Raw genomic sequence first — 25,940 nt, 5'->3', positions numbered from 1 at the left:
GCCTTAAATTTTGACCGCACTTCACCATAAAGTGCGGTCAATTTTCATGGTGTTTTAACTAATTAAAATCAGCCACCGAAGTCATCTAATAAGATATTTTCGTCTTCAACGCCGAGATCTTTCAACATTTTGATAACCGCAGCGTTCATTACAGGAGGTCCACACATATAGTATTCACAATCTTCCGGAGCTTCATGATTTTTCAAGTAGTTCTCATAAAGTACGTTGTGAATAAAACCGGTATAGCCGTCCCAATTATCTTCCGGTAACGGATCAGAAAGTGCTACATGCCATTTGAAGTTTGGATTTTCCGCTTGAAGGGAATCAAAATCTTCCACATAGAACATTTCACGTTTAGAACGTGCACCATACCAGAATGAAATTTTACGTTTGGAATGTAAACGTTTTAACTGATCGAAAATATGTGAACGCATTGGCGCCATACCTGCACCACCACCGATGAAGACCATTTCCGCATCAGTATCTTTTGCAAAGAATTCACCGAATGGTCCGGAAATTGTCACTTTGTCACCCTCTTTTAATGACCAAATGTAAGAGGACATTTGACCCGGAGGCGCCTCAGGTTGACGTGGTGGAGGCGTTGCAATACGCACGTTAAGCATAATAATGCCTTTCTCTTCCGGATAGGAAGCCATTGAGTACGCACGAATGATATGCTCATCCACTTTAGACACATAACGCCATAGATCGTATTTATCCCAGTCTTCGTGATATTCTTCAGGAATATCGAAGTCTTTATAGTAAACCGTGTGAGGCTCCGCTTCGATTTGGATATAACCACCGGCACGGAACGGGACTTCTTCACCTTCAGGAATCGCTAATTTAAGCTCTTTGATGAATGTCGCTTTGTTGTCGTTAGAAATAACGGTACATTCCCATTTTTTCACGCCGAAGATTTCTTCCGGAAGTTCAACTTCCATATTGCCTTTCACATTCACTTGACAAGCCAGACGATAACCTTCTTTTGCTTCACGCTTATTGATGTGAGAAAGTTCGGTTGGGAGAATTTCTCCACCACCGCTTTTCACTTTTACAATACACTGACCACAAGAGCCACCGCCACCACAAGCAGAGGAAACGAAGATACCTTTACTTGCCAATGCGCCTAATAATTTGCCACCGGCAGGTAATGTGATTGCCTTTTCGGAATCATCATTAATACCGATTGTAATATCCCCGGAATCTACGAGTTTTGATTTCGCAAATAAGATGATTGCTACTAACACCAATACGATAACCGTAAATGCAGCAATACCGAGTGCAAGAATTACTGAATCACTCATTGATTACACTCCTTATAATTGAATACCGGAGAAGGACATAAAGCCCAACGCCATCAAACCAACGGTGATGAAAGTAATGCCTAAGCCTTTCAAACCACCTGGAATATCCGCATATTTCATTTTTTCCGTTAAACCGGCAAGAGCAACGATGGCTAACATCCAACCCAAACCGGAACCGAAACCATATACGATAGATTCAGGGAAATTGTAATCGCGTTGAACCATAAAGGATACGCCCCCGAAAATCGCACAGTTTACTGCGATAAGCGGCAAGAAGATCCCTAATGCGTTATAAAGAGACGGCATAAATTTGTCTAATACCATCTCAAGGATTTGCACTAAACCTGCAATCACACCGATAAAAGTAATGAAGTTTAAGAATGATAAATCCACACCTTCAATTAACGCATTTTCTTTTAGTATGTTAGCGTAAATTAACTGGTTAACAGGTACCGCAACGCCTAATACGAAGGTTACTGCAATCCCTAAACCAAAAGCCGTAGAAACCTTTTTTGATACCGCCAAGAATGTACACATCCCCAAGAAAAAGGACAGTGCCATATTTTCAATGAAGACGGCCTTCACAAATAGGCTAATATAATGTTCCATTGATTATTTCTCCTGTTGCTCTGGTTTCCAAGTTCTTAATCCCCAGATGACAAATCCGATGATAAAGAATGCACTTGGTGCAAGTAGGAATAAACCGTTTGCTTGGTACCAACCACCATTTTGAATAGTTTCAAGAATAGTTATACCGAATAATTTACCTGAACCGATAAGTTCACGGAAGAAAGCAACAATAATTAACATTGCGCCATACCCTAAACCGTTACCAATACCGTCTACGAAACTTTCAAGCGGAGGTGATTTCATTGCAAAAGCCTCTGCACGCCCCATAACGATACAGTTTGTAATAATCAAGCCAACGAATACTGAAAGCTGTTTAGACAAACCATAGGCGTAAGCTTTTAATATTTGGTCAACGACAATTACCAATGAAGCAATAATCGCAAGTTGTACGATAATACGAATACTGTTAGGAATATAGTGACGGATTAAGGAAACAAAGAAGTTTGATAACCCCGTTACTAAAGTTACCGCAATAGCCATAACAAATGCAGTTTCTAATTTCGTTGTTACCGCTAATGCAGAACAAATCCCAAGGATTTGCAACGCAATTGGATTGTTTTTAGCAATAGGAGCTAATAACAGATCTTTTAAATTTGTTTTTCCAGACATTAGTTCGCTCCTGCTTGAAATTTTTCAAGATATTTACTAAAGCCATTTTCACTGAACCAATAATCAAAAGTACCTTGAACACCATTACCGGTTAGTGTTGCGCCAGATAAACCATCAATACTATGATCATCTTTTGGTGCTTGACCTTTCACAATATGGATAGCCGGTTGATATTGTTCATTGAAAAGTTTTTTACCTTTAAATAAACCTGCCCAATTTGGATTTTCAATCTCACCACCTAATCCTGGAGTTTCACCATGTTGATAATAAGTGATACCGTTAATCGTATTGCCGTCCGGTTGAACAGAAACTAAACCATACATAACAGACCATAATCCGGTACCGTAAATAGGTAAAATCACTTGCTGAGTTTGACCTTGTTCATTTTTAACAAGATAAATTTCAGCGGTTTTTCCACGAGTACGGATTCTAGCCTTATCTTGTTCTGCAGGAATCGCTTCTTGAGAATCATCAGGCTGTTGAACATAGTCACCAGTTGCTAAATCAACAAAACGTGGTTCAATAAATTTTGCATAGGTTTCTTTTACATTCGCTTTTTCTTGTAAAAGCCCTGCAACATTGAGAATATTTTTTTGCTTGTCGAGTAATTTTTGCTCTTCTTGTGCAGGTTTTAACATCACAGCGGAACCAGCAACAATAATGGAACAAACTAAACTCAGTAACAACACAACAAGAATTGTGCCGCCTACACTGTCTTTATTAAACTTAGCCATTTGTTCTTGCTCTCCGACGTTTGATATTTGCTTGAACAACGATGTAGTCAAAAATTGGTGCAAACAAGTTTGCAAATAAAATTGCTAACATCATTCCTTCCGGATAAGCCGGGTTTACAGTACGAATTAATACGGCCATGACACCAATTAGCGCACCATACCACCATTTACCTGTATTGGTGAATGACGCTGAAACAGGATCCGTTGCCATGAATACCATACCTAGCGCAAAACCACCTAAAACAAGATGCCAGTGCCAAGGCATTGAGAACATCTGATTCGTTTCAGAACCAATTAGGTTAAATAATGTTGAGGTCGCAATCATACCGATCATTACCCCAGCGATAATACGCCATGACGCAATACGGGTGAAGACGATAACTGCACCACCGATTAAAATGGCTAAGGTTGAAACCTCTCCCATAGAACCAGGGATATTACCAATAAATGCGTCCATCCAAGAGATTGGTTGACCTGTTACAGTATGCTGCAACGCACCTTGACCTGCTTGTGACCATTGTGAAAGTGCAGTTGCACCGGAGAAACCATCAGCCGCAGTCCATACTGTATCACCGGAAATTTGTGCAGGATAGGCAAAGAACAAGAAAGCTCGACCTGCCAGTGCCGGGTTCATAAAGTTACGCCCTACACCACCGAAGATCTCTTTTGCCACGACGATACCAAAACTGATACCGAGTGCAGCCTGCCATAAAGGTAACGTTGGCGGAACGATCAAAGCGAAAAGAATCGTAGAAACAAACATCCCTTCATTGACTTCGTGACCACGAACCACGGAGAATAATAATTCCCAAATTGTACAAACCGTAAATACCACTAAGTAAATTGGCAGGAAGAAAATTGCACCCAATGCCATTTTGCTTCCCCAACCTGCATTTAAGGTTAGATCTAACCCTAAACCATTGGCGAGCGCATAATGCCAGTCGTTTGCAATTAATTGTTCTAAATTGCCTAATTGATTTAATGCGGGAATCGCTTGGTTACCCACATTGTACATACCATAGAAAATCGCAGGAAACAGTGCGAGAAACACTGTGATCATCATACGTTTTGAATCTAACGCATCACGAACATGCGTGTTTTTGTGCGTCACCGTACCCGGTGTATAAAGCAAGGTATAAATCGATTCAAAGATCGGATAAAGCTTGCTGTACTTACCACCAGGTAAAAACGCGGGTTCCATTTTTTCTAAAAGATTTTTTAAACCCATTTCTAACCTTCCTTCTCAATCTTTTCTAAAGCTTGACGCAAGATTGAACCATATTCATATTTACCCGGACACACGAATGAACAAAGCGCCAAATCTTCTTCATCCAACTCTAAACAACCTAATGCTTGAGCACTATCAGTATCACCAGCGATTAAATCACGTAGCAGTAAAGTTGGTAAAATATCCAACGGCATCACTCGCTCATAGTTGCCGATTGGCACCATTGCACGCTCACCACCATTTTCAGCAGTAGTGAAATTGAATAATTTTTTGCCAAAATGACCCAATACAGTACGGGTAATCGAATATTTATTTGGCTGCGGAGTAATCCAACCAAAGAATTCTTTATTGTTCCCTTCAGCAATCACGGAAACCTGTAAAGCATAACGACCTAAATAGTCATGTACACCTTTCGCCGTATTACCGCAAAATACAGAACCGGAAATGACGCGATTTTCACCCGTACTTAGTTCATTTTCTGTTAATTGAGAAAGGTTTGCACCGATCATTGTACGGATCAAACGTGGATTTTGCACTTGTGGACCGGCAAGAGAAATGACGCGATCAACATAAAGTTCACCCGTGGTAAATAATTTACCAACGGCAATCACATCTTGATAATTGATATGCCATACGGTTTTATGTATGCCGACAGGATCGATAAAGTGAATGTGAGTTCCCACTAAACCCGCCGGATGAACGCCACCAAAATCATGAACCTGAAGATTTGATAGATCCACAGTCGGAATCTTAATATCTCCCGCTTTACATAGATGTAATGGTTTGCTTGGGAATAAACGGCTTAATACGGTTAACCCATTAGTGAAATCTTGCCAATGCTCTTTTAATACGACTTCAGGATCAGCCGAGAGAGGATTAGTATCCATTGCATTTACAAAGATAGAAGAAGGTTCGCTTTCAATCGCTGGGATTTTGCTGAAAGGACGCGTACGTAATGCGGTCCATAAACCTGATTCCACAAGATTTTGTTTTACTTGTTCAGGAGAAAGCGTATTAAGTTCATCTGCATTATATTTCGCGAAAGTGATTTGTTCATCGCCTTCCACTTTAATGACCACAGATTGTAATACACGTTTTTCGCCACGATTTATTGCTGTGATAGTACCGCTTGCTGGGGCTGTGAAAACCACACCGGGATTTTTTTTGTCTTCAAAAAGTGCTTGACCTTTCTTAACAACATCACCTTCACGTACCTTCATAGAAGGACGCATCCCCACATACTCCTCACCAAGAATCGCAACCTGATTCACAACGTTGCCGCTGTGGATTACTTGTGCCGGTTTTCCTGCAATAGGAAGATCCAAGCCTTTCTTAATTGTAATCATATTGTTTGCACTACTTTTCAAGGTTAAAAATACAATTGCAAATAACTAAAATTAAATGCAATCTCGTGTTTGAGCGTGACAGAGAATACGTTAAACCATCAAAGTATTAACTACTGACACATAAATAAAAAACTCAAATTGGTTTAATTTTTTGACAAAGTAAGTGAGCTTTTACAACATCAAAAAATTGAAAATATAAAAATTAAAGCGACCTATTCTAGCTAAAATCTGTGTTTCATTCCACTTTAACCCACACTTTTTGTGAAAAAATTGTGAACTTTTTGAAAGATACACACAAAGAGTTATGAATGGAAAATAATCAAACTACAACCCAACTCCGGCACAGTTTGGTGAATTTGGAAATACCTCACCACGTTCTTCCCATTCTTTTTTTGTGTAAAGATGAAGGGCTAAGGCATGGATACCGTTTGTTAAATCATCGGAAAATAATTGATATAACTTTTGATGGCGTTTAACCTTACTCATACCGTCAAAAACATCACTGACAATCACCAATTTAAAGTGAGAATTTGCACCACGACCGGAGCTATGCATATGGCTTTCATTTTCTACCGTCGCAAAGTGCGGTTGAAATTCAGTGTGAATTTTATCTAATAATTCTTGTTGTTTTGACATTATTCATCTCCAATAAAATTTTGCTGAAGGGCTATACATCCATCATTAAGTTTGCAAGAATAGCACAAATTAACTAATTTTTAATTGAGGAAATTATGGAACTTGCAAATAAAATCAAAACATTATCTGCTGTTACTCTTGCTGCCGCAACAATCTTTCTTACCGGCTGCCAAGCTCAATCCAATACACTAACATTCACACCGCCAGCCCCCAATGCGTCCATGAACGTTAATCAATCCGCCGTTGTTTATGTCACCACAACCGATGCCCGTTCAAAACAAGATATCGCCAGCTATGTAAAAAACGGGGAATTACTAAAACTCAATGCTTCTCCGAGTGTAACGCAACTATTTCAACAAGTGATGCAACAAAATCTGGTAAGCAAAGGATTCCGTATCGGACAGGTCAATAATTCAAATGCAGGCGTTACCGTTGAAGTAAAAGATTTTTTCACTCAGGTGGATCAGGGCAATTTACGCTACAATCTAAATAGCAAAATTCAAGTTACCGTACACATACAGGGTGCAGGCGGAAAATATAACAAAGACTTTAACGTCAGCCGTTCACAATCCGGTGTATTTAACGCTAATAATGACGAAATTCAAAAAGTGCTTGGCGAAACCTTCAAAGACATTGTTAATAACATCTATCAAGATCAAGAAGTCGCTACGGCAATCAATCAATATATCCGTTAATTCTATTCGGGGCGTTATGCCCCTTTTTTCTATAAAAACTTGACGAATCCCCCTTTCAAGCGTAACATTCGCCCGATTTTTTAACGAGAAGGACACACACTTTGGACAGTCATAGTCGATACCGAATATCGCTTTAGACTCCCGCCTAATGTCAAAATGGCTATCGGCGAGAGTTCGTCGGTAGATTTACCGCTTTCGGCATCCTTATACAAAACGAAAATAACGCAATTTTTCACCGCACTTATTCGTTTGACATTCTTTTGTTCACGGTTAACTGTTCATAATCCCAAAAGGAGTATGAAATGATCAATGCTTTTACTATCAACGATTCCCGTTTATTTCGGATCGATGAAAATGAAACAGATCTCAATAGCGCAATCTGGCTTGATTTGCTCGAACCTACCGGCGAAGAGCGTGAAATGCTACAAGAAAGCTTGGGACAAAGCCTCGCTTCTTTTCTGGAATTAGAAGATATTGAGGCCTCCGCCCGTTTCTTTGAAGACGAAGACGGATTACACTTACACTCATTCTTTTACTGTGAAGATGAAAATAACTATGCCGATCTCGCCAGTGTCGCATTTACCATTCGCGATGGACGTTTATTTACCTTGCGTGATCGGGAACTCCCGGCATTTCGTTTATATCGTATGCGCTCCCGCAGTCAGCGTTTATTGGAATTCAATGCTTATGAAGTATTGCTTGATTTATTTGAAACCAAAATCGAGCAACTTGCCGATGTAATCGAAAATGTTTACGCCGACTTAGAAGAATTAAGTCGTGTGATCTTAAATGGCACACAAGACGAAGCCTTTGATGAAGCTTTAAACACCCTCACAGAGCAGGAAGACACCAGTTCTAAAGTGCGTCTGTGCCTGATGGATACCCAACGCGCCCTCGGTTTTTTGGTGCGCAAAACCCGCTTGCCGGCAAACCAGTTAGAACAGGCTCGAGAAATCCTACGGGATATTGAATCCCTACAACCGCACAACGAATCATTATTCCAAAAAGTGAACTTTCTTATGCAAGCGGCAATGGGTTATATTAATATTGAGCAGAATAAAATTATGAAATTTTTCTCTGTGGTATCCGTTATGTTCCTACCGGCAACATTGGTTGCCTCTACTTATGGAATGAACTTTGAGTTTATGCCGGAACTACATTTTAAATATGGTTACCCAATGGCTATCGGTTTAATGATCGCTGCCGCACTCACCCCATATATTTATTTTAAACGAAAAGGATGGCTATAATGGAATTATCTCAAACTGCATTATTTGTCGGTTCAATCATCAATCTTTATGCGCTCGTGTTGGTCTTACGCATTTGGTTGCAGTTGGCTAGAGTGGATTACTACAACCCCCTTTCACAGTTTGTGGTAAAAATTACAGAACCTGTACTTAAACCCATTCGTAAAATAATGCCGATCGTCAAAAACATTGACACTTCGGCTGTCCTTGTGATCTTTATCCTCGGTGCACTAAAATCCTTACTTTACTTCGGATTAGCCATTGATGTCATGATACTTTTAGGCATATTAAGCATCTTAAAAGCAATCGGAATGACCATTTTCTATGTGTTATTTATCGGTGCGATTTCAAGTTGGTTTAATCGTGGCAATAATCCTATTTTCTACGCATTCTATCAGCTGTCAGAGCCACTATTACGCCCTGTTAGAAAAATTTTGCCGACGATCGGTGCGATTGATTTTTCTCCTATGGTGATTGTATTTATCCTATTATTTATCAATAACTTTATGATTGATATGCTACAAGGACTTTGGTTGATTGCAGGATAAAAAGTGCGGTCATAAAATAATATGTTTTCAGCCACGTTCCACGTGGCTTTTCTTTATGAGATTTATAATATGTCAGCAATCGAAAAAATGTCTGATGGTATTCGTCTGAAAATTTTTTTACAACCCAAAGCCAGCAGAGATCAAATTGTTGGAATACATAATGAAGAGCTCAAAATCACCATCACCGCCCCACCTATAGAAGGACAAGCAAACGCTCACTTATTAAAATTCTTAAGCAAAATTTTTAAAGTTCCGAAAAGCAGTATCCTGCTGGAGAAAGGCGAATTAAATCGGCATAAACAAATTTGGATTCCTAATCCTAAATTAATCCCTCAAGAAATTGAGAATTTGTTATAAAACAAGTAAAAATGACCGCACTTTACGCCTCTTAGCCTACCAATTTATAGCGTTTTACGATATTCTATGAATCAATTTTCTCATGTAAGAATCCCGCCCAAGTGCGGTCAAAATTTAAGGTGATTTTATGCAAGAACAATATCGTCCCGATATGATTGAACCTAAGGTTCAGCAGTATTGGGCAGAAAATAAGGTTTTCAAAGCCGTTAAAGATACCAATAAAGAGAAATATTATTGTCTTTCTATGTTCCCGTATCCGTCAGGTCGTCTGCATATGGGACATGTGCGTAACTATACCATCGGTGATGTTGTTTCACGTTATCAACATATGAACGGCAAAAATGTGTTGCAACCAATTGGTTGGGATGCCTTTGGTTTGCCTGCGGAAGGAGCAGCAATTAAACACAAAACCGCACCGGCAAAATGGACATACGAAAACATTGAATATATGAAGAATCAGCTCAAAATATTGGGCTTTGGGTATGATTGGGATCGTGAAATTGCGACTTGCAAACCTGAATACTATAAATGGGAACAATGGTTTTTCACCGAGCTTTACAAAAAAGGCTTAGTGTATAAAAAAACCTCAACGGTAAACTGGTGTCCGAATGATGAAACAGTGCTTGCGAACGAGCAAGTACATGACGGTTGCTGTTGGCGTTGTGATACCCCTGTGGAACAAAAGGAAATTCCTCAATGGTTTATTAAAATCACTGATTATGCAGAGCAATTATTAGGCGGGCTGGATAATCTTCCGCAATGGCCGGATATGGTAAAAACCATGCAACGAAACTGGATTGGGCGTTCTGAAGGGGTGGAAATTATCTTTGAGGTGGCGGACACCAATGAGAAAGTCGCAGTTTATACCACACGCCCTGATACCTGCTATGGCGTGAGCTATTTAGGCATTGCCGCCGCTCATCCTTTGGCGAGCCTAGCGGCACAAAATAATCCAGAATTGGCAGCATTCATTCAAGAAGCGAAAAATGCCAAAGTTGCCGAAGCTGATCTTGCCACAATGGAGAAAAAAGGCATGGCAACGGGCTTGTTTGCTATTCATCCGTTAACCGGTGAAAAATTGCCGATCTGGGTGGCAAATTTCGTTCTTATGCACTATGGCACCGGCGCTGTGATGGCTGTCCCTGCCCACGACCAGCGTGACTATGAGTTCGCACAAAAATACGCTTTGCCACTAAAACAGGTTATCGCGCCGCTTGCCGATCAAGAAATTGATTTAGGTAAAGAAGCCTTCACAGAACACGGTATTTTGGTCAATTCAGCCGAATTTGACGGATTAGATTTCGAGGGTGCATTTAACGGTATAGCAGATAAACTTGAAAAATTAGGAGTGGGGAAACGCCAAGTGAATTATCGCTTGCGTGATTGGGGCGTATCCCGCCAACGTTATTGGGGCGCACCGATTCCAATGCTGACCCTTGAAAACGGTGATGTCGTGCCAGCACCATTAGAAGATTTACCGATTGTACTGCCTGAAGATGTGGTGATGGACGGTGTGAAAAGCCCGATTAAAGCGGATCCTAACTGGGCAAAAACCACCTTTAACGGTGCACCGGCGTTAAAAGAAACGGATACTTTCGATACATTTATGGAGTCTTCTTGGTATTACGCCCGTTACACCTCACCAACATTTGCTGAAGCAATGCTAGATAAGGAGGAAGCGAATTATTGGTTACCGGTGGATCAATATATCGGCGGTATTGAACACGCCACGATGCACTTGTTATATTTCCGTTTCTTCCACAAACTCTTACATGATGCAGGTTTTGTGAAAAGTGATGAACCAGCCACCAAGTTATTGTGTCAAGGGATGGTGCTTGCCGATGCGTTCTATTACACCAGTCCGACTAACGAGCGTATTTGGGTCAGCCCAACGCAAGTGACTCTTGAGCGTGATGAGAAAGGTCGTATTATCAAAGCGACAGATCCTGAGGGGCGTGAACTTGTGCATTCCGGTATGACAAAAATGTCGAAATCGAAAAATAACGGTATCGACCCACAAGAGATGGTGGAAAAATACGGTGCAGATACGGTTCGCTTGTTTATGATGTTCGCTTCCCCTGCGGAGATGACCCTTGAATGGCAAGAATCCGGTGTTGAAGGGGCAAAACGTTTCTTAGGTCGGGTGTGGAACTTGGTGTATCAATATCAACAAAACCCGGCAAAAACTGCGTTGGATGTGACCGCACTTTCAGCGGTTCAAAAAGCCCTTCGCCGTGAAGTTCATAAAACCATTGCAAAAGTCAGTGATGATATTGGTCGCCGTCAAACTTTCAATACTGCGATAGCGGCAATCATGGAGTTGATGAACAAACTCACTAAAGCGCCGTTGGATAGCGAGCAAGATCGTGCTGTAATGGCAGAAGCATTAAGTGCAGTAGTACGTATGCTTTATCCGATTACACCACATATTTGTTTTGAGCTGTGGTATGCCTTAGGCAATGAAAATACTATCGATACCGCAGAATGGGTGAAAGCCGATGAAGCGGCGATGGTGGAAGATGAAAAACTCATTGTTGTTCAAGTGAACGGTAAAGTGCGTGGTAAGGTTACCGTTGCCTCGAACGCTGACGAGGAAATAGTAAAAACCATTGCCTTTGCCGATGAAAATGTGAAGAAATTTATTGATGGGCAACAAATTGTGAAAGTGATTTACGTGTCAGGTAAATTATTAAATGTCGTGGTGAAACCACAATAATCCATAGAAATAACCGCACTTATTACCAAAAGTGCGGTTGATTTTAAAGGTAATTTTTATGATTCAATCAATCAAGAGCTTATTTCTTACGGCAATAGTAGCGACACTTTCAGCCTGCGGGTGGCACCTTCAAAATGGTGCATTAATTCCCCAAGAATTACAAACGCTAACTTTTGAAAGTAATGACCCTTATAGTGAAATGTCAATGGCAGTCCGTCGCCAATTACAAATCAATAACGTCAATCTTGTTAAACCAACGCAAGGTGTAGCTGTGCTACGTATCAATAAGCAAACCAGTGATAATCAGGTTGCTTCTATTTTTAAACGTGGGCGTGAAGCGGAAAAAGTCTTAATGCTGGAAGTGGAGGCAAGTGTGCGTTTAGCCAATGGTGAAACTTATCCAATTAGTGCAAAAGTAAACCGCACTTTCTTTGATAATTCACGGGCTGCATTGGCAAAAGCGGCAGAGCAGGATGTCATTTGGAGTGATATGCGTGATCAAGCTGCACGCCAACTCATTACTAAAATGGTGGCATTACAGCAGCAAGTAAAGGGTAAGTAATGAATCGTCTTTTTCCTGAGCAACTAGTCCATCATCTCAGCCAACGTCTAGCCAAAGTATATTTATTAGTCGGGCAAGATCCGCTGTTACTCAGTGAAAGTGAAGATACTATTTATCAAACAGCCATTCAGCAAGGCTTTGATGAAAAAAATATAGTACAAGTTGATAACCAAACCTATTGGGGAAAACTTATTGAAGCGAACCACTCTATGGGCTTGTTTTTTAACAAACAAATGCTGGTTCTCAATTTACCGGAAAACTTGGCTGCACCTTTGCAGAAAAATTTACAAGAATTCATTGTTTCATTGACCGAAGATGTTTTACTCGTTCTCAGCATAACAAAACTCCCCAAAACAATGGAGAAACAAGCTTGGTTTTTGGCACTTAGTCAATATGAACCTGATTTGATATTGATTAATTGCCAAACCCCAACGGTTGAAAATCTTCCCCGTTGGGTAAAAAATCGCATCCAATCAATGGGATTAACGGCTGATGATGAAGCCATTCAGCAGCTTTGTTATAGCTATGAAAATAACCTACTTGCATTAAAACAAACTTTGCAACTCTTAGATTTACTTCATCCTGATCACAAACTCAATTACAACAGAGTGATTGAGGTGGTTGAGCAATCTTCCATATTTACACCTTTTCAATGGATTGACGCACTTCTTGCAGGCAAAGTAAATCGTGCTAAACGAATTTTAAGTGGTTTACAGGCGGAGGATATTCAACCAGTAATTTTACTTCGTACCTTACAACGTGAATTATTGACAATACTTGAGCTTACAAAACCCCAACAACAAGTTTGCATAATCAATGCCTTACCTATTCAACAAATTAAATCGGAATTTGATCGTCTTAAAATCTGGCAAAATCGCCGACCGCTCTTTTTAACTGCGGTACAACGATTAACCTATCAAAAACTCTATGAAATTATCCAAGAATTAGCTAATATTGAGCGCCTTGCGAAACAAGAATTTAGCAATAATGTATGGGAAAAATTAGCGGATTTATCCGTCAAAATTTGCTCATAACATCAGTTTCCGCAATTAAACGCTGAATAAGCTTTGCATTGGCAGGTGGAAATAATCCTGCATCCAGTGAGTGTTGTTCAATCCAAAACCCCTCCTGTCCTTCACGCCCAAAAGGTTCACCAATCCATTCATCCACAACATAAAAAAAGAACGAAATAATCTTAGTGGGATATTCAAACTGAAAGCGTTCATACAACTCGGCATTTAGCATCACAATACCGATTTCTTCTTCCAATTCACGCTTTAAAGCCTGCTCCGGCGTTTCACCGGCATCCACTTTACCACCGGGAAATTCGAGAGATTGTGCAAAATCCTGCCCTTCTAGGCGCTGAGTTAAATAAATCTGCCCGAATTCATTACGAATAATACCTGCGGCAACTTGTATTACTGGTTTTTCCATTTTGTTAAATCCAATATGAAAAAAGTGCGGTCAAAACAACCGCACTTTTAGTGAGTGCCATTAATTATACTTAGCGCGGCTACCATGGCAATGTTTATATTTCTTGCCGGAACCGCAAGGACAAGGCTCATTTCGTCCTACATGGCGATCAGAATAATCTTCCGCCTGTTCTGCCGAACTATTTTCATCTACAGGCTTATGACTCTGAGTTTCACGTGCTGCCATTTCTTGACGCAAACGTTCCGCTTCCTCAACTTCCTCTTGAGTACGGACACGGACACGAGTGAGAGTCGTAATAACCTGATGTTTTAAAGAATCGAGCATTTCCGTAAACATACGGAAAGACTCTTTTTTGTATTCCTGTTTCGGATCTTTTTGCGCATAGCCGCGTAAATGAATCCCTTGACGAAGATAATCCATCGCCGCCAAATGCTCTTTCCAAAGCTCATCTAGCGTTTGTAACATCACGCCTTTTTCAAAATGACGCATAGTTTCTTCACCGGCAAGCGCTTCTTTTTCTTTGTATTCTTCTTCTGCAATTTCTACAATGCGTTCACGCAAGTTTTCTTCGTGAAGGTTACTATCTTTTTCCAACCAATGCTCAATCGGTAATTCCATACCGAACTCTTGCGTAAGACGTTCTTCAAGCCCTTTGATATCCCACTGTTCTTCCAAAGATTGTGGTGGAATATATTGATTAATCACATTGTTAAATACATCATGGCGAATTGCTTTGATGGTGTCTGAAATATCATCGTTATCCAACAAGTGATTACGCTGCTCATAAATGGCGTGTCGTTGATCATTGGCGACATCATCATACTCAAGGAGATTTTTACGACCATCAAAATGGAATGCTTCGACTTTCGCTTGTGCAGAAGCAATCACTTTCGCCAACATTTTAGATTCCATCGCCTCTCCCGGCACAGTGAAGGCTTTACGCATTAAGTTGAGCTTGCCTTCATTGAGGTAAATTCGCATCAAACCATCTTCCAAAGAAAGATAGAAACGGGACGAGCCGGGGTCACCTTGACGGCCGGAACGACCACGTAACTGGTTGTCGATACGGCGTGATTCGTGACGCTCCGTACCGATAATATGCAATCCTCCTGCTTTCATCACAATTTCGTGATTTTTCTCCCACTCTGCTTTTAAAGCATCAATTTGTTCTTGAGTCGGATTATCTAATTTGGCTGCCTGCGCTCTCCAGTTACCACCTAGGATAATATCTGTACCACGTCCTGCCATATTGGTTGCGATAGTTACCGCCCCAGGGTAACCAGCCTCAGCTATAATTTCCGCTTCTTGTTGGTGGAATTTCGCATTTAATACATTGTGTTTGATACCCGCTTTATCCAAGGCTTTCGATAATTCTTCCGATTTCTCAACAGAGATTGTCCCCACTAATACCGGTTGTTGGCGAGCGACACAATCTTTTATATCCTCAATAATCGCATTAAATTTGTATTCTTCGTTTTCAAACATCAAATCAGTGCGATCATCTCGAATCATTGGGCGATTTGTTGGAATCACCACAGTTTCTAAACCATAAATTTGCTGGAATTCAAAGGCTTCGGTATCCGCCGTTCCCGTCATCCCAGCCAATTTTTCATACAAACGGAAGTAGTTTTGGTAAGAAATAGAGGCAACGGTTTGGTTCTCACTCTTAATTTCCACCCCTTCTTTGGCTTCAATGGCTTGATGTAAACCGTCAGACCAACGACGCCCAGCCATGGTTCGACCGGTATGTTCATCTACGATCACGATTTCACCATCTTTTACAATATAGTCCACATCACGCTCAAACAAAGTATGCGCACGTAATGCCGCCATAACGTGATGTAATAAGACAATACGACCCGGTGAATAAAGCGAGTCCCCCTCCGACATTAACCCTTGTTCAATTAACCAATTTTCGACTTTTTCCTGCCCGCGTTCGGTGAGGTGTGCCTGTTTAGATTTAAGATCCAGCGTGAAATCGCCTTCCCCCTGATATTCTTCGGTATCCTCCTTTTCTTGTTTAATCAAACTAGGAATCAACTTATTAACAGCAATATAAAGATCCGAACTGTCTTCCGCCTGACCGGAAATAATTAACGGAGTACGGGCTTCATCAATTAAAATAGAATCCACTTCATCCACCAACGCATAACCTAAGGTGCGTTGGAAACGTTCTTCTTTCGAATGAGCTAAATTATCGCGTAAATAGTCAAAACCAAGCTCGCTATTGGTGGCGTAAGTAATATCTGCTGCGTAAGCGGCACGTTTTGCTTCCGGCGGCAAGCCCGGAATATTCACCCCTACACTCATCCCTAAAAATTCAAATAATGGGCGATTGGTTTCTGCATCTCGGCGTGCTAAGTAATCATTTACGGTAACTACGTGTACGCCTTTTCCTTCAAGGGCGATAAGGTAACAAGGCAACGTTGCGGTTAAGGTTTTCCCTTCACCGGTACGCATTTCTGCAATACAGCGGTTGGTGAGTACCATCCCACCCACAAGCTGAACATCAAAGTGGCGCATACCCAACACACGTTTACTCGCTTCACGCACCGTAGCGAAGGCTTCCGGTAAAATATCTTGTAAGGTTTCGCCTGCATTCAAACGATCACGGAATTCATCAGTTTTAGCACGAAGTTGTTCATCGGTTAGAGCTTCAAATTCCGGTTCCAATTTATTAATTTTGATAACTTGTTTTTTAAGTTTACGTAAAATACGGTCGTTACGACTACCAAAGATTTTTGTTAAAATACTCATAATTTCTCTTTAAAAAATAATAGGTTAAAATGATCAATATGTGAAATTTCTTAAATTTTGCATATCACAATGATCTTATAATACGAATTTTCCAAATTCGTACCGATTATAGAAAATCAGAAATTAAATAAGTAAAGGGCCTGCACGAATAGGGGCTTGAGAATTCAATACTTCCGCGATAAAGTGCGGTTGAATTTCAAGTTGTTTTTTTGTTGAGTGGGAAATAGAGGGTTGCTGGAATTGTTGATGTTGCTCATTGCGCAACACTTTTACCGTTTCCAACACTTGTTGAACCGATACATTGGATAAATAGTTTTCCGCCGGCTGATTTTCTAAACTTTGAGCATTAGGCAAGGCAAAGATGGCGATCATACTTAAAAGTAATCGCGACCAAAAATTCTGCTTGGTTTTGCCTGAAATCATCATCTCGTTGTTTATTACAAAAATTGCGTGTATTGTAGCGGAAATCGAAACTGATGTCATTTATTGGGGTTATTTCATGAAAAACAAGGTAGAACGTTATCAAAAAGCCGTGAATATTGTCGAGATAATGGAACAGTCATCCTTTGCTCAAATAATGCAAAAAGGTTTGGCAATACATGAATTAAACCAAAAATTTAACCGCACTTTCCCCCAAGAATTTCAAGGTTTATTTCGTATAGGTCAAATAAACGGGGATACAATATTTATTGAAGTAGCAAATGCGATTGTTAGACAAGGAATGCTGTTTCGCCAACTGGATTTATTAACATTGATTCAAAAAGATTACCCACAGATAAAAAAACTTGATTTGAAGATCAGTCCTGAATTTAACAGAGCTATGCCTTAAAAATCGCAATCAACTCTTTCACTTTCACCCGTTTTTCTGAATTTTGGCTAATTGAACGCTGCACTTTGACCCGTTTAAATTTCGCGCCTTTGTAAATTTCTCGGGTAAATTTTATATCGTGGTTAGAAATCAAAACTGAGATCTGCTGTTCCTTTTGTACTTTTTTAGCGAGTTCTGCTAAGGCTCGTTGATGTTCCAAATCAAATTCATTGCCTGCATAGCCGGTGAAATTAGTCGTTTGTTGCAACGGCGCATAAGGTGGGTCACAGTAAATCACCGATGTTTTATCCGCCAATTCAAAAGTTTGTTTAAAATCACTACATAAAAAAACCGCACTTTGAGCTTTGTACGCAAAATAACGCAGTTCATCCTCCGGGAAATAATGGGTTTTATAATCACCAAAAGGCACATTAAATTCATTTTTACTGTTATAACGACACAGCCCATTAAAACCAAATCGATTTAGATAAAGAAAAATGACAGAACGTTCAAAGGGATCGCGGGATTCATTGAATTGTTGGCGTTTCGCGTAATAGTACTCGGGCGTATTGGCATGAGGTGAAAAGAAAATCGGTTTACAAGCGTCAATATATTGATCTACGTTATCTTTAACAATATTAAATAAATTAATCAAATCAGGGTTAATATCCGCCAGAATATAGCGCTCAAAATTAGAATTTAAAAATACGGCTCCTGCACCTACAAAAGGCTCAATCAAACATTGCTTTTTCTTTGGGAAGGCTTTGTTAATATCGTCCGTTAATCGAAATTTACCACCCGCCCATTTCAAAAACGGGCGGTGCTTTATTTTAGATTTAATTTGTTTTTTCGGACGTAACATTTTAGTCCGCTTGAGAACAACGGCAGATAGCATTTAGCACAAGCTTATGATCCGTGTCTGTTGCCACATAAGCTTGTCCTAGCGATTTAAGCAATATAAGGCGTAATTTACCGGCGAGTACTTTTTTATCGCGCATCATATGGGGCAGATAGTCTTCCGGTTGCATACCATCCGGTGATACAGTGGGTAAATTGGCGCGGGCAAGTAATTTTTCTAAACGGGCGACATTTTCTACGGAAATATTGCCCAATTCCTCCGAAAGTACGGCTGCCATCATCATTCCCACGGAAACCGCTTCACCATGTAACCAGTTGCCATAGCCAAGATGTGTCTCAATAGCATGACCAAAAGTATGCCCAAGATTTAATAGGGCACGATCGCCTTTCTCCGTTTCATCGCGCGCCACAACATCCGCTTTTATTTGACAGCAGAGGGCAATACAATGCTGAAGTGCCTCTTGTTTCAGCGCCACAAGATCATCAATATTCTTTTCTAACCATTCAAAAAATTCATCGTCTAGAATGGCACCGTATTTAATGACTTCCGCAAGACCAGCATTGACTTCACGCTTTGGTAAGGTATTCAACGTAAGCGTATCAATCATCACTGCGCTAGGTTGATAGAACGCACCAATCATGTTCTTACCAAATTCATGATTGACCGCTGTTTTGCCCCCTACGGAGGAATCAACTTGGGAAAGTAAGGTAGTCGGAATTTGAATTAAGCGGACACCTCGCTGATAGCTTGCCGCAGCAAAACCTGCAACATCTCCGATAACGCCGCCACCAAGTGCGATGATGGTTGTATCACGACCGTGGTTACCTTGTAAAAGTTTGGTAAAAATCAGATTGAGAGAATCAAGCGTCTTATACTTTTCACCATCAGGTAGCAAAATATAATCAACAACACAACCTCGCTTTTCAAGAGTATCGGTCACTGTTTTCAGATAAAATTGTGCGATCGTTGGATTGCTCACAATCATCACTCGTTCCCCATCTTCAACCGGATAGCGATGTTTATCTTGTAACAAACCACTACCGATTAAAATCGGATAACGACGTTCTTGTAATTCCACATTTATGCACTGCATAATTTATCCTTACAATAATGATTAAATACAGCTAATAAAGCTAAAGAGAGCCATTGAGTCCATTCATATTATCAATTAAATCAATAATTTGATTCACCATCACTTTGGCGTTTTGGTCATCGGTCGGGAGAGTAATATCCGCAATTTCTTCATATAATGGGTTACGGATTTTCGCAAGATCTTCCAATACTTGGCGAGGATCTTCCACATCTTGCAAGAGAGGGCGTTTTTTATCCCGTTGTGTACGTTGGAATTGTTTATCTACGGTCGTTTCCAGATAAATCACAATACCACGTGCTGATAAATAGTTACGACTGTCCTTTGAAAGCACCGTTCCGCCACCGGTCGAGAGAACAATGCCTTGCATTTGGGTTAATTCATTAATGATACGTTCTTCACGTTTACGAAAACCTTCTTCGCCTTCTAAATCAAAAATCCAACCGATATCTGCGCCCGAACGTTCTTCAATCACTGCGTCAGAATCTAAAAAATCCATATTTAACTGTTGTGCTAATTGACGACCAATTGTGCTTTTACCCGCACCCATAGGGCCTACTAAAAAAATATTACGTTTTTCTGCCATTACTCTTTTTTCTAATGATAAATTTACTCAAATTGATCTTCTTAACACTAAGCAAAACCATGAAATGAAGGCTGCCAAAAGATCACCCAAAAAATAATGGGGATTATCGCAATAAACCACCTTAATTTTCAACCTTTAAAGGGAATTTATTTTTAAATAAGCCTAAAGTGTGGTCAAAAATCGTTTAATTTTTGCTTACCTACTAAAGTGGCGATTAAATTTTCCTTTCCATTCTGTCTCGTAGCAACAATTTTTATGGAAAATTCTAAACATTGAATTCATCCCTTATGTGCCATATCCGACGAATAAAAGGAATAATTCCAACTAAAGCACGATTAATTGAAATCAGGCCTAAATTCATTTGTGTTTCTTTACCGGCTGGCGGACAAAATGCAAGGTGCTTATCTGGATCATTAATCGGTTTCCAGCGCCTTGGTTGAGAGGAACGGCTATTAGGATAAAACCCCACCGTTGGAAGATTAAAGGCACTACTTAAATGCAAAGGTCCTGTTGATCCCGCTATAAATAAATCCGCACAAGCTAGGGAATGAGCAAAATCAACCAAACCTTTATTTTTATCGTAAATCACAAGACGCGAATCCCCCACTAATTGAGCAAGTTCATGCGCTTTTTCACTTTCATCGGGGCCGGCTGTGAGCACGATCTGGCAATCAAACTCGGCGAGTAATCCTTGAATTAATTCGGCATATTGAGCAAGCGAAAGATTGGTTGCCGATCCCCCTGAACCGCTATGCACAAAAATCCATTTTTTATCCGTTGAAAGTCCTAAGTTTTTTTGTAAAAAAACACGCTGATTTTCAACCGCACTTTTATCAAATGCAAGATAGGGCGGTTTGGGTTCAACAATCGGCATATTGTATTTTTTTAAAAAAGCCCGAACTAAATCCTGATTATATTCTGCTTCCGATTTTTCCGAACGGGAACGGCGTTGTGTAAGACGATGATTATAAAGAAATTGAACCAGCTTTGTCGCTGGTGCAAGGCGGTATTTAATTCCGCTTTTCCACGCTAATTTAGCATTATGCGTATTGGAAAAAAAACTGATCATCGCATCAAAGTTTCTTATTTTAATTTCACCAATAAGGCGGTTAAAATCTGCTTTGTCGCCTTTTTTACTATCAACAATCACATCATCCAAATAAGGACAAATTTCTGCAAGCGGTGCAGTATAACTTGGCACAAGAGCGGTCAATTTTAGTGAAGGATTTGACGCTTTCAGCATAGCAAAAGCCGGCCATGCCTGCATAAAATCACCCAGTTTATCATTACGAATAACCAGAATTTTTTCCATTACACTCGCTCCAAAGATTGTCTTTTTTCACTTTGTTTTAACATGGCATAAAACACTGTTGTTAAGAAAAGATAGAAAATATTACCGGAATTATGCGCAAAAAAACCTTGACTCAAACAATAAATCATAACCGATAAAATATGCACCACTCCTAATGCGGCAATTAATTTTGTTTCTGAAGAAGTGCTGTTTAAACGACGTTTAAATTGATAAAACGGTACAAGTAAAATACCTAAAAATGCGATGAATCCAACAATACCCCGCTTAGATAAATCATCAAGATATTGATTGTGTGCATGGGTAAATCGTCCTATATTCCCTATTACTGCCTTGGTTTTCACATCTTGCTTACGCTTGTCTGTCGCCCCTTGCTCTCCCCAGCCTAAAATCGGTTTTTCTTTTATCATTTGAATCGCACTTTTCCACATTTCAAAACGTAATCCAAGTGAGGTATTCGCATTATTTTTCTCATATCCGGCAATATCACTTTGAATTAAAGAGAGACGCGCCATCACAGGACTATTTGGCATTTGGGTAACACCCACCGCTACCACCGCAAATACGCCTATTAAACTAAGGAAAAAACCTTTTGATAATGACCGACTATAAATCAGCAAGATCACAATCAGCACAATAGGCAATACAATCCAGCCTCCACGTGCCGTTGAAAGAATACTTCCCACTATGCCAAAGAAGGATGCAAAAATACAAAGTGCGCTGATTTTTTTCTGTGATTTTTGCCAGTAATAAAGCCCGACCACGATACTAAATAATCCTAATGACATCGCAATATCACCGCCTTGAATCTGCATAGTTCTGGGTGAATAAGCCATAGCACTATGTAAAATAAATTTATCATAAAGAGCAACCAATCCGGCAATGAGTGAGCCTAATGGGATAGCATAAACGACCGAACATAATTTTAAGGACATTCTTAATAGGAAAATTAACGCAGGAATCAATAAAATAGCACGGCTTGGATTATCCAGTTCCCTTCCCCTTCCTTCATTTATAAACAACGAAAGTACAAATACCGAAAAATAAAAAATATAGCTATAAATTAGCCATTTATCCTCTTGAGATAAGTTCCATTTAAACTTTTTAATTAATCCGTAAATACCGTAGCCAATCCCTAAAGTGATTAAAAAGAACGGTGCAACATTATGTCCGCCTTTAAATGCCAACACAGATAAAAAAAAGAAACTGATGCTAAAATTTGCGAGAAAAGGCAATAAATTTTGTTTTGAAATTTGCATAGATAATCACCAAAAATAAAAAACCGCACTAAAAAGTGCGGTCGTATTTTATGCTATTTTTGTGGATTATAAAACATCAACACAGTTTAAGTCTTCGAAAGATTGTTCTAAGCGTTTAGACATAGATTCTTCCATTTTTCTTAACCAAACACGCGGATCATAGTATTTTTTATTTGGTACGTCCGGACCTTCAGGGTTACCTAATTGACCTTGTAAATAGGCTTCATTCGCTTTATAGAAGTTTAAAATACCGTTCCAAGCCGCCCATTGCGTATCGGTATCAATGTTCATTTTGATTGCACCGTAGCCGATTGCTTCACGGATCTCTTCGCGAGAAGAACCGGAACCGCCATGGAATACGAAGTTGATTGGTTTAGCCGAAAGATTACGCTCTTTTGAAACAAATTCTTGTGATGCACCTAAGATGGACGGTTTTAATTTCACATTACCCGGTTTATAAACACCGTGAACATTACCGAATGCCGCTGCAACAGTGAAATTCGGGCTTACCGGATTTAATTGATCATAAACGTATAATACGTCTTCCGGCTGGGTATAGAGTTTGGATTCTTCAACATCTGAATTATCTACGCCGTCTTCTTCACCGCCTGTGATGCCGATTTCAATCTCAAGGGTCATACCCATTTTATCCATACGGGCAAGGTATTCACGGCAAATTGCCATATTCTCTTCCATTGGCTCTTCAGATAAATCGATCATATGAGAAGAGAATAACGGGCGACCGGTTTCGGCAAAGTGTTTTTCACCTGCTTCTAATAAACCGTCAATCCATGGAAGTAATTTTTTCGCTGCGTGGTCGGTATGAAGGATAACCGGTACACCATATTCTTTTGCAAGGGTATGTACATGTTTCGCTCCGGCAATTGCGCCTAGCACATCTGCACGTGCACCTGACTCCGGTTTGAGACCTTTACCCGCATAGAAAGACGCACCACCGTTAGAAAATTGAACAATGACCGGCGCTTTTACGCGTGCCGCCGTTTCCAATACCGCATTCACAGAATCAGAACCCACACAGTTTACCGCAGGGATTGCGAAATTATGTTCTTTCGCATAAGCAAATACTTTCTGAACATCTTCACCGGTTAATACACCCGGTTTTACGATATTTAATAAACCCATCTTATTGTTTCCTTCTTTAAGTGTTGAGAATTTTTGCACAGTGCATGGATCATTCAACCCACACACCATCATCATATTCGGTTAATTAACCGTTCGCACGTTTTTCAAGAATTTCTACTGCCGGTAACACTTTACCTTCTACAAATTCTAAGAACGCACCACCACCGGTTGAAATGTAGGAAATTTTATCTGCAATACCAAATAAATCAATCGCCGCAAGGGTATCGCCACCACCGGCAATAGAGAATGCTTCGCTATTGGCAATGGCATGGGAAATCACTTCAGTTCCTTTACGGAAGTTAGGAAATTCAAACACGCCTACCGGACCGTTCCATAAAACGGTTTTCGCATTTTTGATGATTTCCGCCAATTGCTCTGCTGATTTATCACCGATATCAAAAATGGATTCATCGTCTTTCACTTCAGTCACAGATTTTTCTGTTGCCGGTGCGGTTTCAGAAAATTCTGTTCCCACACGTACATCAACAGGAACAGGAATATCCGTACTTGCAGCTAATTCTTTTGCCACTGGAATTAAATCTTCTTCATACAAAGATTTGCCTACATTGTGACCTGCGGCAGCAATGAATGTATTTGCAATACCGCCACCCACGATAATTTGATCTGCAATTTTTGAAAGAGAATTTAATACTTCCAATTTGGTGGAAACTTTAGAACCCCCCACTATTGCCACCATTGGGCGAGCAGGTTCTTTCAATGCTTTACCTAAAGCATCTAATTCAGCCGCAAGCAACGGACCCGCACAAGCAACCGGCGCAAATTCAGCAACACCATAAGTTGAAGCTTGCGCACGGTGTGCTGTACCGAATGCATCCATCACAAACACATCACAAAGTGCGGCATATTTTTTACCTAATTCAGGATCGTTTTTCTTTTCACCGTTGTTTACACGAACGTTTTCCAGAACAACGATTTCGCCTTCTTTCACATCCACGCCATCAAGGTAATCACGCACTAAACGCACAGGAACATCAAGATGTTCGTTCAAATAATCAACAACCGGTTGTAAAGAATCTTCAGGCTTAAATTCACCTTCAGTCGGACGACCTAAGTGAGAAGTCACCATCACTTTCGCGCCTTTTTCAAGAGCTAATTTCAAAGTAGGGATGGTTGCACGGATACGTGCATCGGAAGTCACTTTGCCGTCTTTCACCGGTACATTAAGATCTGCGCGAATAAACACTCGTTTGCCCGCTAAATCTAAGTCGGTCATCTTGATTACTGACATAATCTATCCTCTTGGTTAGTTAAAATTAAAACTTCGCCTATTATACCTAGATCTCGCTAGGTTGTAACGATTTAGATCAAAGAAATCCTTATTACTTCTGACAATCAATCACTTGCCACTGCTTGTTATAACAAATAAATAATTCATTTCGGCTTGCACCAAGATAGGTGTTTTTAAGCTGCGGATTGTTTTGTTTCATCCAACGGAATAATTCACTTCGGCTTAAATTTTCTTTCGGTAAACGCAGCCCATTAAATAATTCCTGTTCTTTCGCAAAATATTGCTCTGCGGAATTAAAAGCACAACTACCGTGTTTTTCCCACTCTCCTTGCAATAGTTTTGCCCCCGGCGATAAGGTTAAATAAGGTTCAACAATTGATTTCGGTAACACCGGTAAATCCCCTTGGCAAAAACGGGGATGATCCGCCACAGAGCGAGCTTTGGCATTTTGTGGCCATAAACCGTGCACCACCCAGCCAAAAGTGCGGTTATTTTCACATTGATATTGCGCTGACGAAGGTAACTGATTGCCATATTTTTCACGCTGAGAAGCGCAAAAACTCGGTGACCAAGAAAGCACCAGCATATAATAATCCACCGACGCATTAGCATTTTGTCCGATAGGATCATCACGCATAATCACATCGTAATCGGCAAAAATATCTGTATTTTTAACCGCACTTTTACCTTTTTGGGGAGTGGAAGATTCTGCTTGAGAAGAAAACTTTTGATTTTCGCTAAAATATTGCCAAATGCTGAATGCAGCAAGGGCAATCATGGAAAGTGTAGAAAGCTGTTTTTTCATAAAATACGTTTGTTTTTTTGTCAATTTTG

26 protein-coding genes are annotated in these 25,940 nt (G+C 40.2%); 8 read left to right on the top strand and 18 right to left on the bottom strand.

The annotated features are described in order from the left end of the window. Positions 1-68: 68 nt before the first annotated feature. From nqrF to A3GE_RS0105715, 7 genes are all read right to left on the bottom strand, one after another. The gene (gene nqrF, locus A3GE_RS0105745; protein WP_018356314.1) at positions 69-1,304 is read right to left on the bottom strand and encodes an NADH:ubiquinone reductase (Na(+)-transporting) subunit F; all 1,236 of its coding nucleotides are present in this window, start codon (positions 1,302-1,304) and stop codon (positions 69-71) included. A 12-nt stretch (positions 1,305-1,316) separates the two neighbouring features. Then, the gene (gene nqrE, locus A3GE_RS0105740; RefSeq protein ID WP_018356313.1) at positions 1,317-1,913 is read right to left on the bottom strand and encodes an NADH:ubiquinone reductase (Na(+)-transporting) subunit E; all 597 of its coding nucleotides are present in this window, start codon (positions 1,911-1,913) and stop codon (positions 1,317-1,319) included. Between the two features lie 3 nt (positions 1,914-1,916). Further along, positions 1,917-2,543 carry an NADH:ubiquinone reductase (Na(+)-transporting) subunit D gene (locus tag A3GE_RS0105735; protein WP_018356312.1) on the bottom strand — a complete coding sequence of 209 codons (627 nt, stop codon included), beginning with the start codon at positions 2,541-2,543 and terminating at the stop codon, positions 1,917-1,919. Continuing rightward, a complete protein-coding gene (locus A3GE_RS0105730; RefSeq protein WP_018356311.1) occupies positions 2,543-3,277 on the bottom strand; it encodes a Na(+)-translocating NADH-quinone reductase subunit C in 735 nt (244 codons plus the stop codon). The genes A3GE_RS0105735 and A3GE_RS0105730 overlap by 1 nt, the downstream gene beginning before the upstream one ends. Next, positions 3,270-4,505: an NADH:ubiquinone reductase (Na(+)-transporting) subunit B gene (locus A3GE_RS0105725; RefSeq protein ID WP_018356310.1), complete on the bottom strand. Its 1,236-nt coding sequence runs from the start codon at positions 4,503-4,505 to the stop codon at positions 3,270-3,272. Before A3GE_RS0105725 ends, A3GE_RS0105730 begins: the two co-directional genes overlap by 8 nt. 2 nt (positions 4,506-4,507) lie before the next feature. Continuing rightward, positions 4,508-5,851, bottom strand: a complete 1,344-nt coding sequence (locus A3GE_RS0105720; RefSeq protein ID WP_018356309.1) for a Na(+)-translocating NADH-quinone reductase subunit A — start codon at positions 5,849-5,851, stop codon at positions 4,508-4,510. A 324-nt stretch (positions 5,852-6,175) separates the two neighbouring features. Next, positions 6,176-6,487: a BolA family protein gene (locus A3GE_RS0105715; protein WP_018356308.1), complete on the bottom strand. Its 312-nt coding sequence runs from the start codon at positions 6,485-6,487 to the stop codon at positions 6,176-6,178. A gap of 95 nt (positions 6,488-6,582) precedes the next feature. On the opposite strand from A3GE_RS0105715, the gene A3GE_RS0105710 reads away from it, so the two are divergent. The 7 genes from A3GE_RS0105710 (at position 6,583) to holA (ending at position 13,646) form a co-directional block, all read left to right on the top strand. Next, entirely contained in the window at positions 6,583-7,182 is a 600-nt protein-coding gene (locus A3GE_RS0105710; RefSeq protein WP_018356307.1) for a YajG family lipoprotein, read from the top strand. Positions 7,183-7,484: 302 nt separating this feature from the next. Beyond that, a complete protein-coding gene (gene corA / locus A3GE_RS0105705; RefSeq protein WP_018356306.1) occupies positions 7,485-8,432 on the top strand; it encodes a magnesium/cobalt transporter CorA in 948 nt (315 codons plus the stop codon). Continuing rightward, a complete protein-coding gene (locus tag A3GE_RS0105700; protein ID WP_018356305.1) occupies positions 8,432-8,977 on the top strand; it encodes a YggT family protein in 546 nt (181 codons plus the stop codon). Before corA ends, A3GE_RS0105700 begins: the two co-directional genes overlap by 1 nt. Before the next feature lie 69 nt (positions 8,978-9,046). Beyond that, positions 9,047-9,334, top strand: coding sequence for a DUF167 family protein YggU (gene yggU / locus A3GE_RS0105695; RefSeq protein WP_026215408.1), 288 nt, complete (start codon positions 9,047-9,049; stop codon positions 9,332-9,334). Positions 9,335-9,461: 127 nt separating this feature from the next. Further along, positions 9,462-12,050 (top strand): leucine--tRNA ligase, encoded by a 2,589-nt coding sequence (gene leuS, locus A3GE_RS0105690; RefSeq protein ID WP_018356303.1) that lies wholly within the window; start codon positions 9,462-9,464, stop codon positions 12,048-12,050. Positions 12,051-12,108: 58 nt separating this feature from the next. Further along, a complete protein-coding gene (locus A3GE_RS0105685; protein ID WP_018356302.1) occupies positions 12,109-12,612 on the top strand; it encodes an LPS-assembly lipoprotein LptE in 504 nt (167 codons plus the stop codon). Next, positions 12,612-13,646 (top strand): DNA polymerase III subunit delta, encoded by a 1,035-nt coding sequence (gene holA, locus A3GE_RS0105680; RefSeq protein WP_018356301.1) that lies wholly within the window; start codon positions 12,612-12,614, stop codon positions 13,644-13,646. The genes A3GE_RS0105685 and holA overlap by 1 nt, the downstream gene beginning before the upstream one ends. Here holA and mutT read toward each other — a convergent pair. From mutT to secM, 3 genes are all read right to left on the bottom strand, one after another. Beyond that, positions 13,630-14,046 (bottom strand): 8-oxo-dGTP diphosphatase MutT, encoded by a 417-nt coding sequence (mutT, locus tag A3GE_RS0105675; RefSeq protein WP_018356300.1) that lies wholly within the window; start codon positions 14,044-14,046, stop codon positions 13,630-13,632. The genes holA and mutT overlap by 17 nt on opposite strands. A gap of 60 nt (positions 14,047-14,106) precedes the next feature. Continuing rightward, the gene (secA, locus tag A3GE_RS0105670; protein ID WP_018356299.1) at positions 14,107-16,803 is read right to left on the bottom strand and encodes a preprotein translocase subunit SecA; all 2,697 of its coding nucleotides are present in this window, start codon (positions 16,801-16,803) and stop codon (positions 14,107-14,109) included. A gap of 123 nt (positions 16,804-16,926) precedes the next feature. Further along, positions 16,927-17,226, bottom strand: coding sequence for a secA translation cis-regulator SecM (gene secM / locus A3GE_RS0105665; RefSeq protein WP_018356298.1), 300 nt, complete (start codon positions 17,224-17,226; stop codon positions 16,927-16,929). 76 nt (positions 17,227-17,302) lie between these two features. On the opposite strand from secM, the gene A3GE_RS0105660 reads away from it, so the two are divergent. Further along, positions 17,303-17,632: a DciA family protein gene (locus A3GE_RS0105660; protein WP_018356297.1), complete on the top strand. Its 330-nt coding sequence runs from the start codon at positions 17,303-17,305 to the stop codon at positions 17,630-17,632. Here A3GE_RS0105660 and A3GE_RS0105655 read toward each other — a convergent pair. The 8 genes from A3GE_RS0105655 to A3GE_RS0105620 form a co-directional block, all read right to left on the bottom strand. After that, positions 17,622-18,473 (bottom strand): Dam family site-specific DNA-(adenine-N6)-methyltransferase, encoded by an 852-nt coding sequence (locus A3GE_RS0105655; protein ID WP_018356296.1) that lies wholly within the window; start codon positions 18,471-18,473, stop codon positions 17,622-17,624. The two genes, A3GE_RS0105660 and A3GE_RS0105655, sit on opposite strands and share 11 nt — an antisense overlap. A gap of 1 nt (position 18,474) precedes the next feature. After that, positions 18,475-19,563 carry a 3-dehydroquinate synthase gene (gene aroB, locus A3GE_RS0105650; RefSeq protein ID WP_018356295.1) on the bottom strand — a complete coding sequence of 363 codons (1,089 nt, stop codon included), beginning with the start codon at positions 19,561-19,563 and terminating at the stop codon, positions 18,475-18,477. Between the two features lie 40 nt (positions 19,564-19,603). Beyond that, entirely contained in the window at positions 19,604-20,146 is a 543-nt protein-coding gene (aroK, locus tag A3GE_RS0105645) for a shikimate kinase AroK (RefSeq protein ID WP_018356294.1), read from the bottom strand. A 265-nt stretch (positions 20,147-20,411) separates the two neighbouring features. Beyond that, entirely contained in the window at positions 20,412-21,458 is a 1,047-nt protein-coding gene (locus A3GE_RS0105640; RefSeq protein ID WP_018356293.1) for a glycosyltransferase family 9 protein, read from the bottom strand. Further along, complete coding sequence (locus A3GE_RS0105635) at positions 21,458-22,714, bottom strand: O-antigen ligase family protein (protein WP_018356292.1); 1,257 nt, start codon at positions 22,712-22,714, stop codon at positions 21,458-21,460. The genes A3GE_RS0105640 and A3GE_RS0105635 overlap by 1 nt, the downstream gene beginning before the upstream one ends. Before the next feature lie 66 nt (positions 22,715-22,780). Beyond that, positions 22,781-23,857 carry a class II fructose-bisphosphate aldolase gene (gene fbaA, locus A3GE_RS0105630; protein ID WP_018356291.1) on the bottom strand — a complete coding sequence of 359 codons (1,077 nt, stop codon included), beginning with the start codon at positions 23,855-23,857 and terminating at the stop codon, positions 22,781-22,783. 85 nt (positions 23,858-23,942) lie between these two features. Continuing rightward, positions 23,943-25,106, bottom strand: a complete 1,164-nt coding sequence (pgk, locus tag A3GE_RS0105625; RefSeq protein WP_018356290.1) for a phosphoglycerate kinase — start codon at positions 25,104-25,106, stop codon at positions 23,943-23,945. Positions 25,107-25,197: 91 nt separating this feature from the next. Further along, positions 25,198-25,911: a ribonuclease T2 family protein gene (locus A3GE_RS0105620; RefSeq protein ID WP_018356289.1), complete on the bottom strand. Its 714-nt coding sequence runs from the start codon at positions 25,909-25,911 to the stop codon at positions 25,198-25,200. Between the last annotated feature and the right edge of the window lie 29 nt (positions 25,912-25,940).

The organism is Rodentibacter pneumotropicus DSM 21403 (assembly GCF_000379905.1).
GTDB classification, from domain to species: Bacteria; Pseudomonadota; Gammaproteobacteria; order Enterobacterales; family Pasteurellaceae; genus Rodentibacter; species Rodentibacter pneumotropicus.
This window is presented reverse-complemented; position numbering and strand designations above follow the sequence as displayed.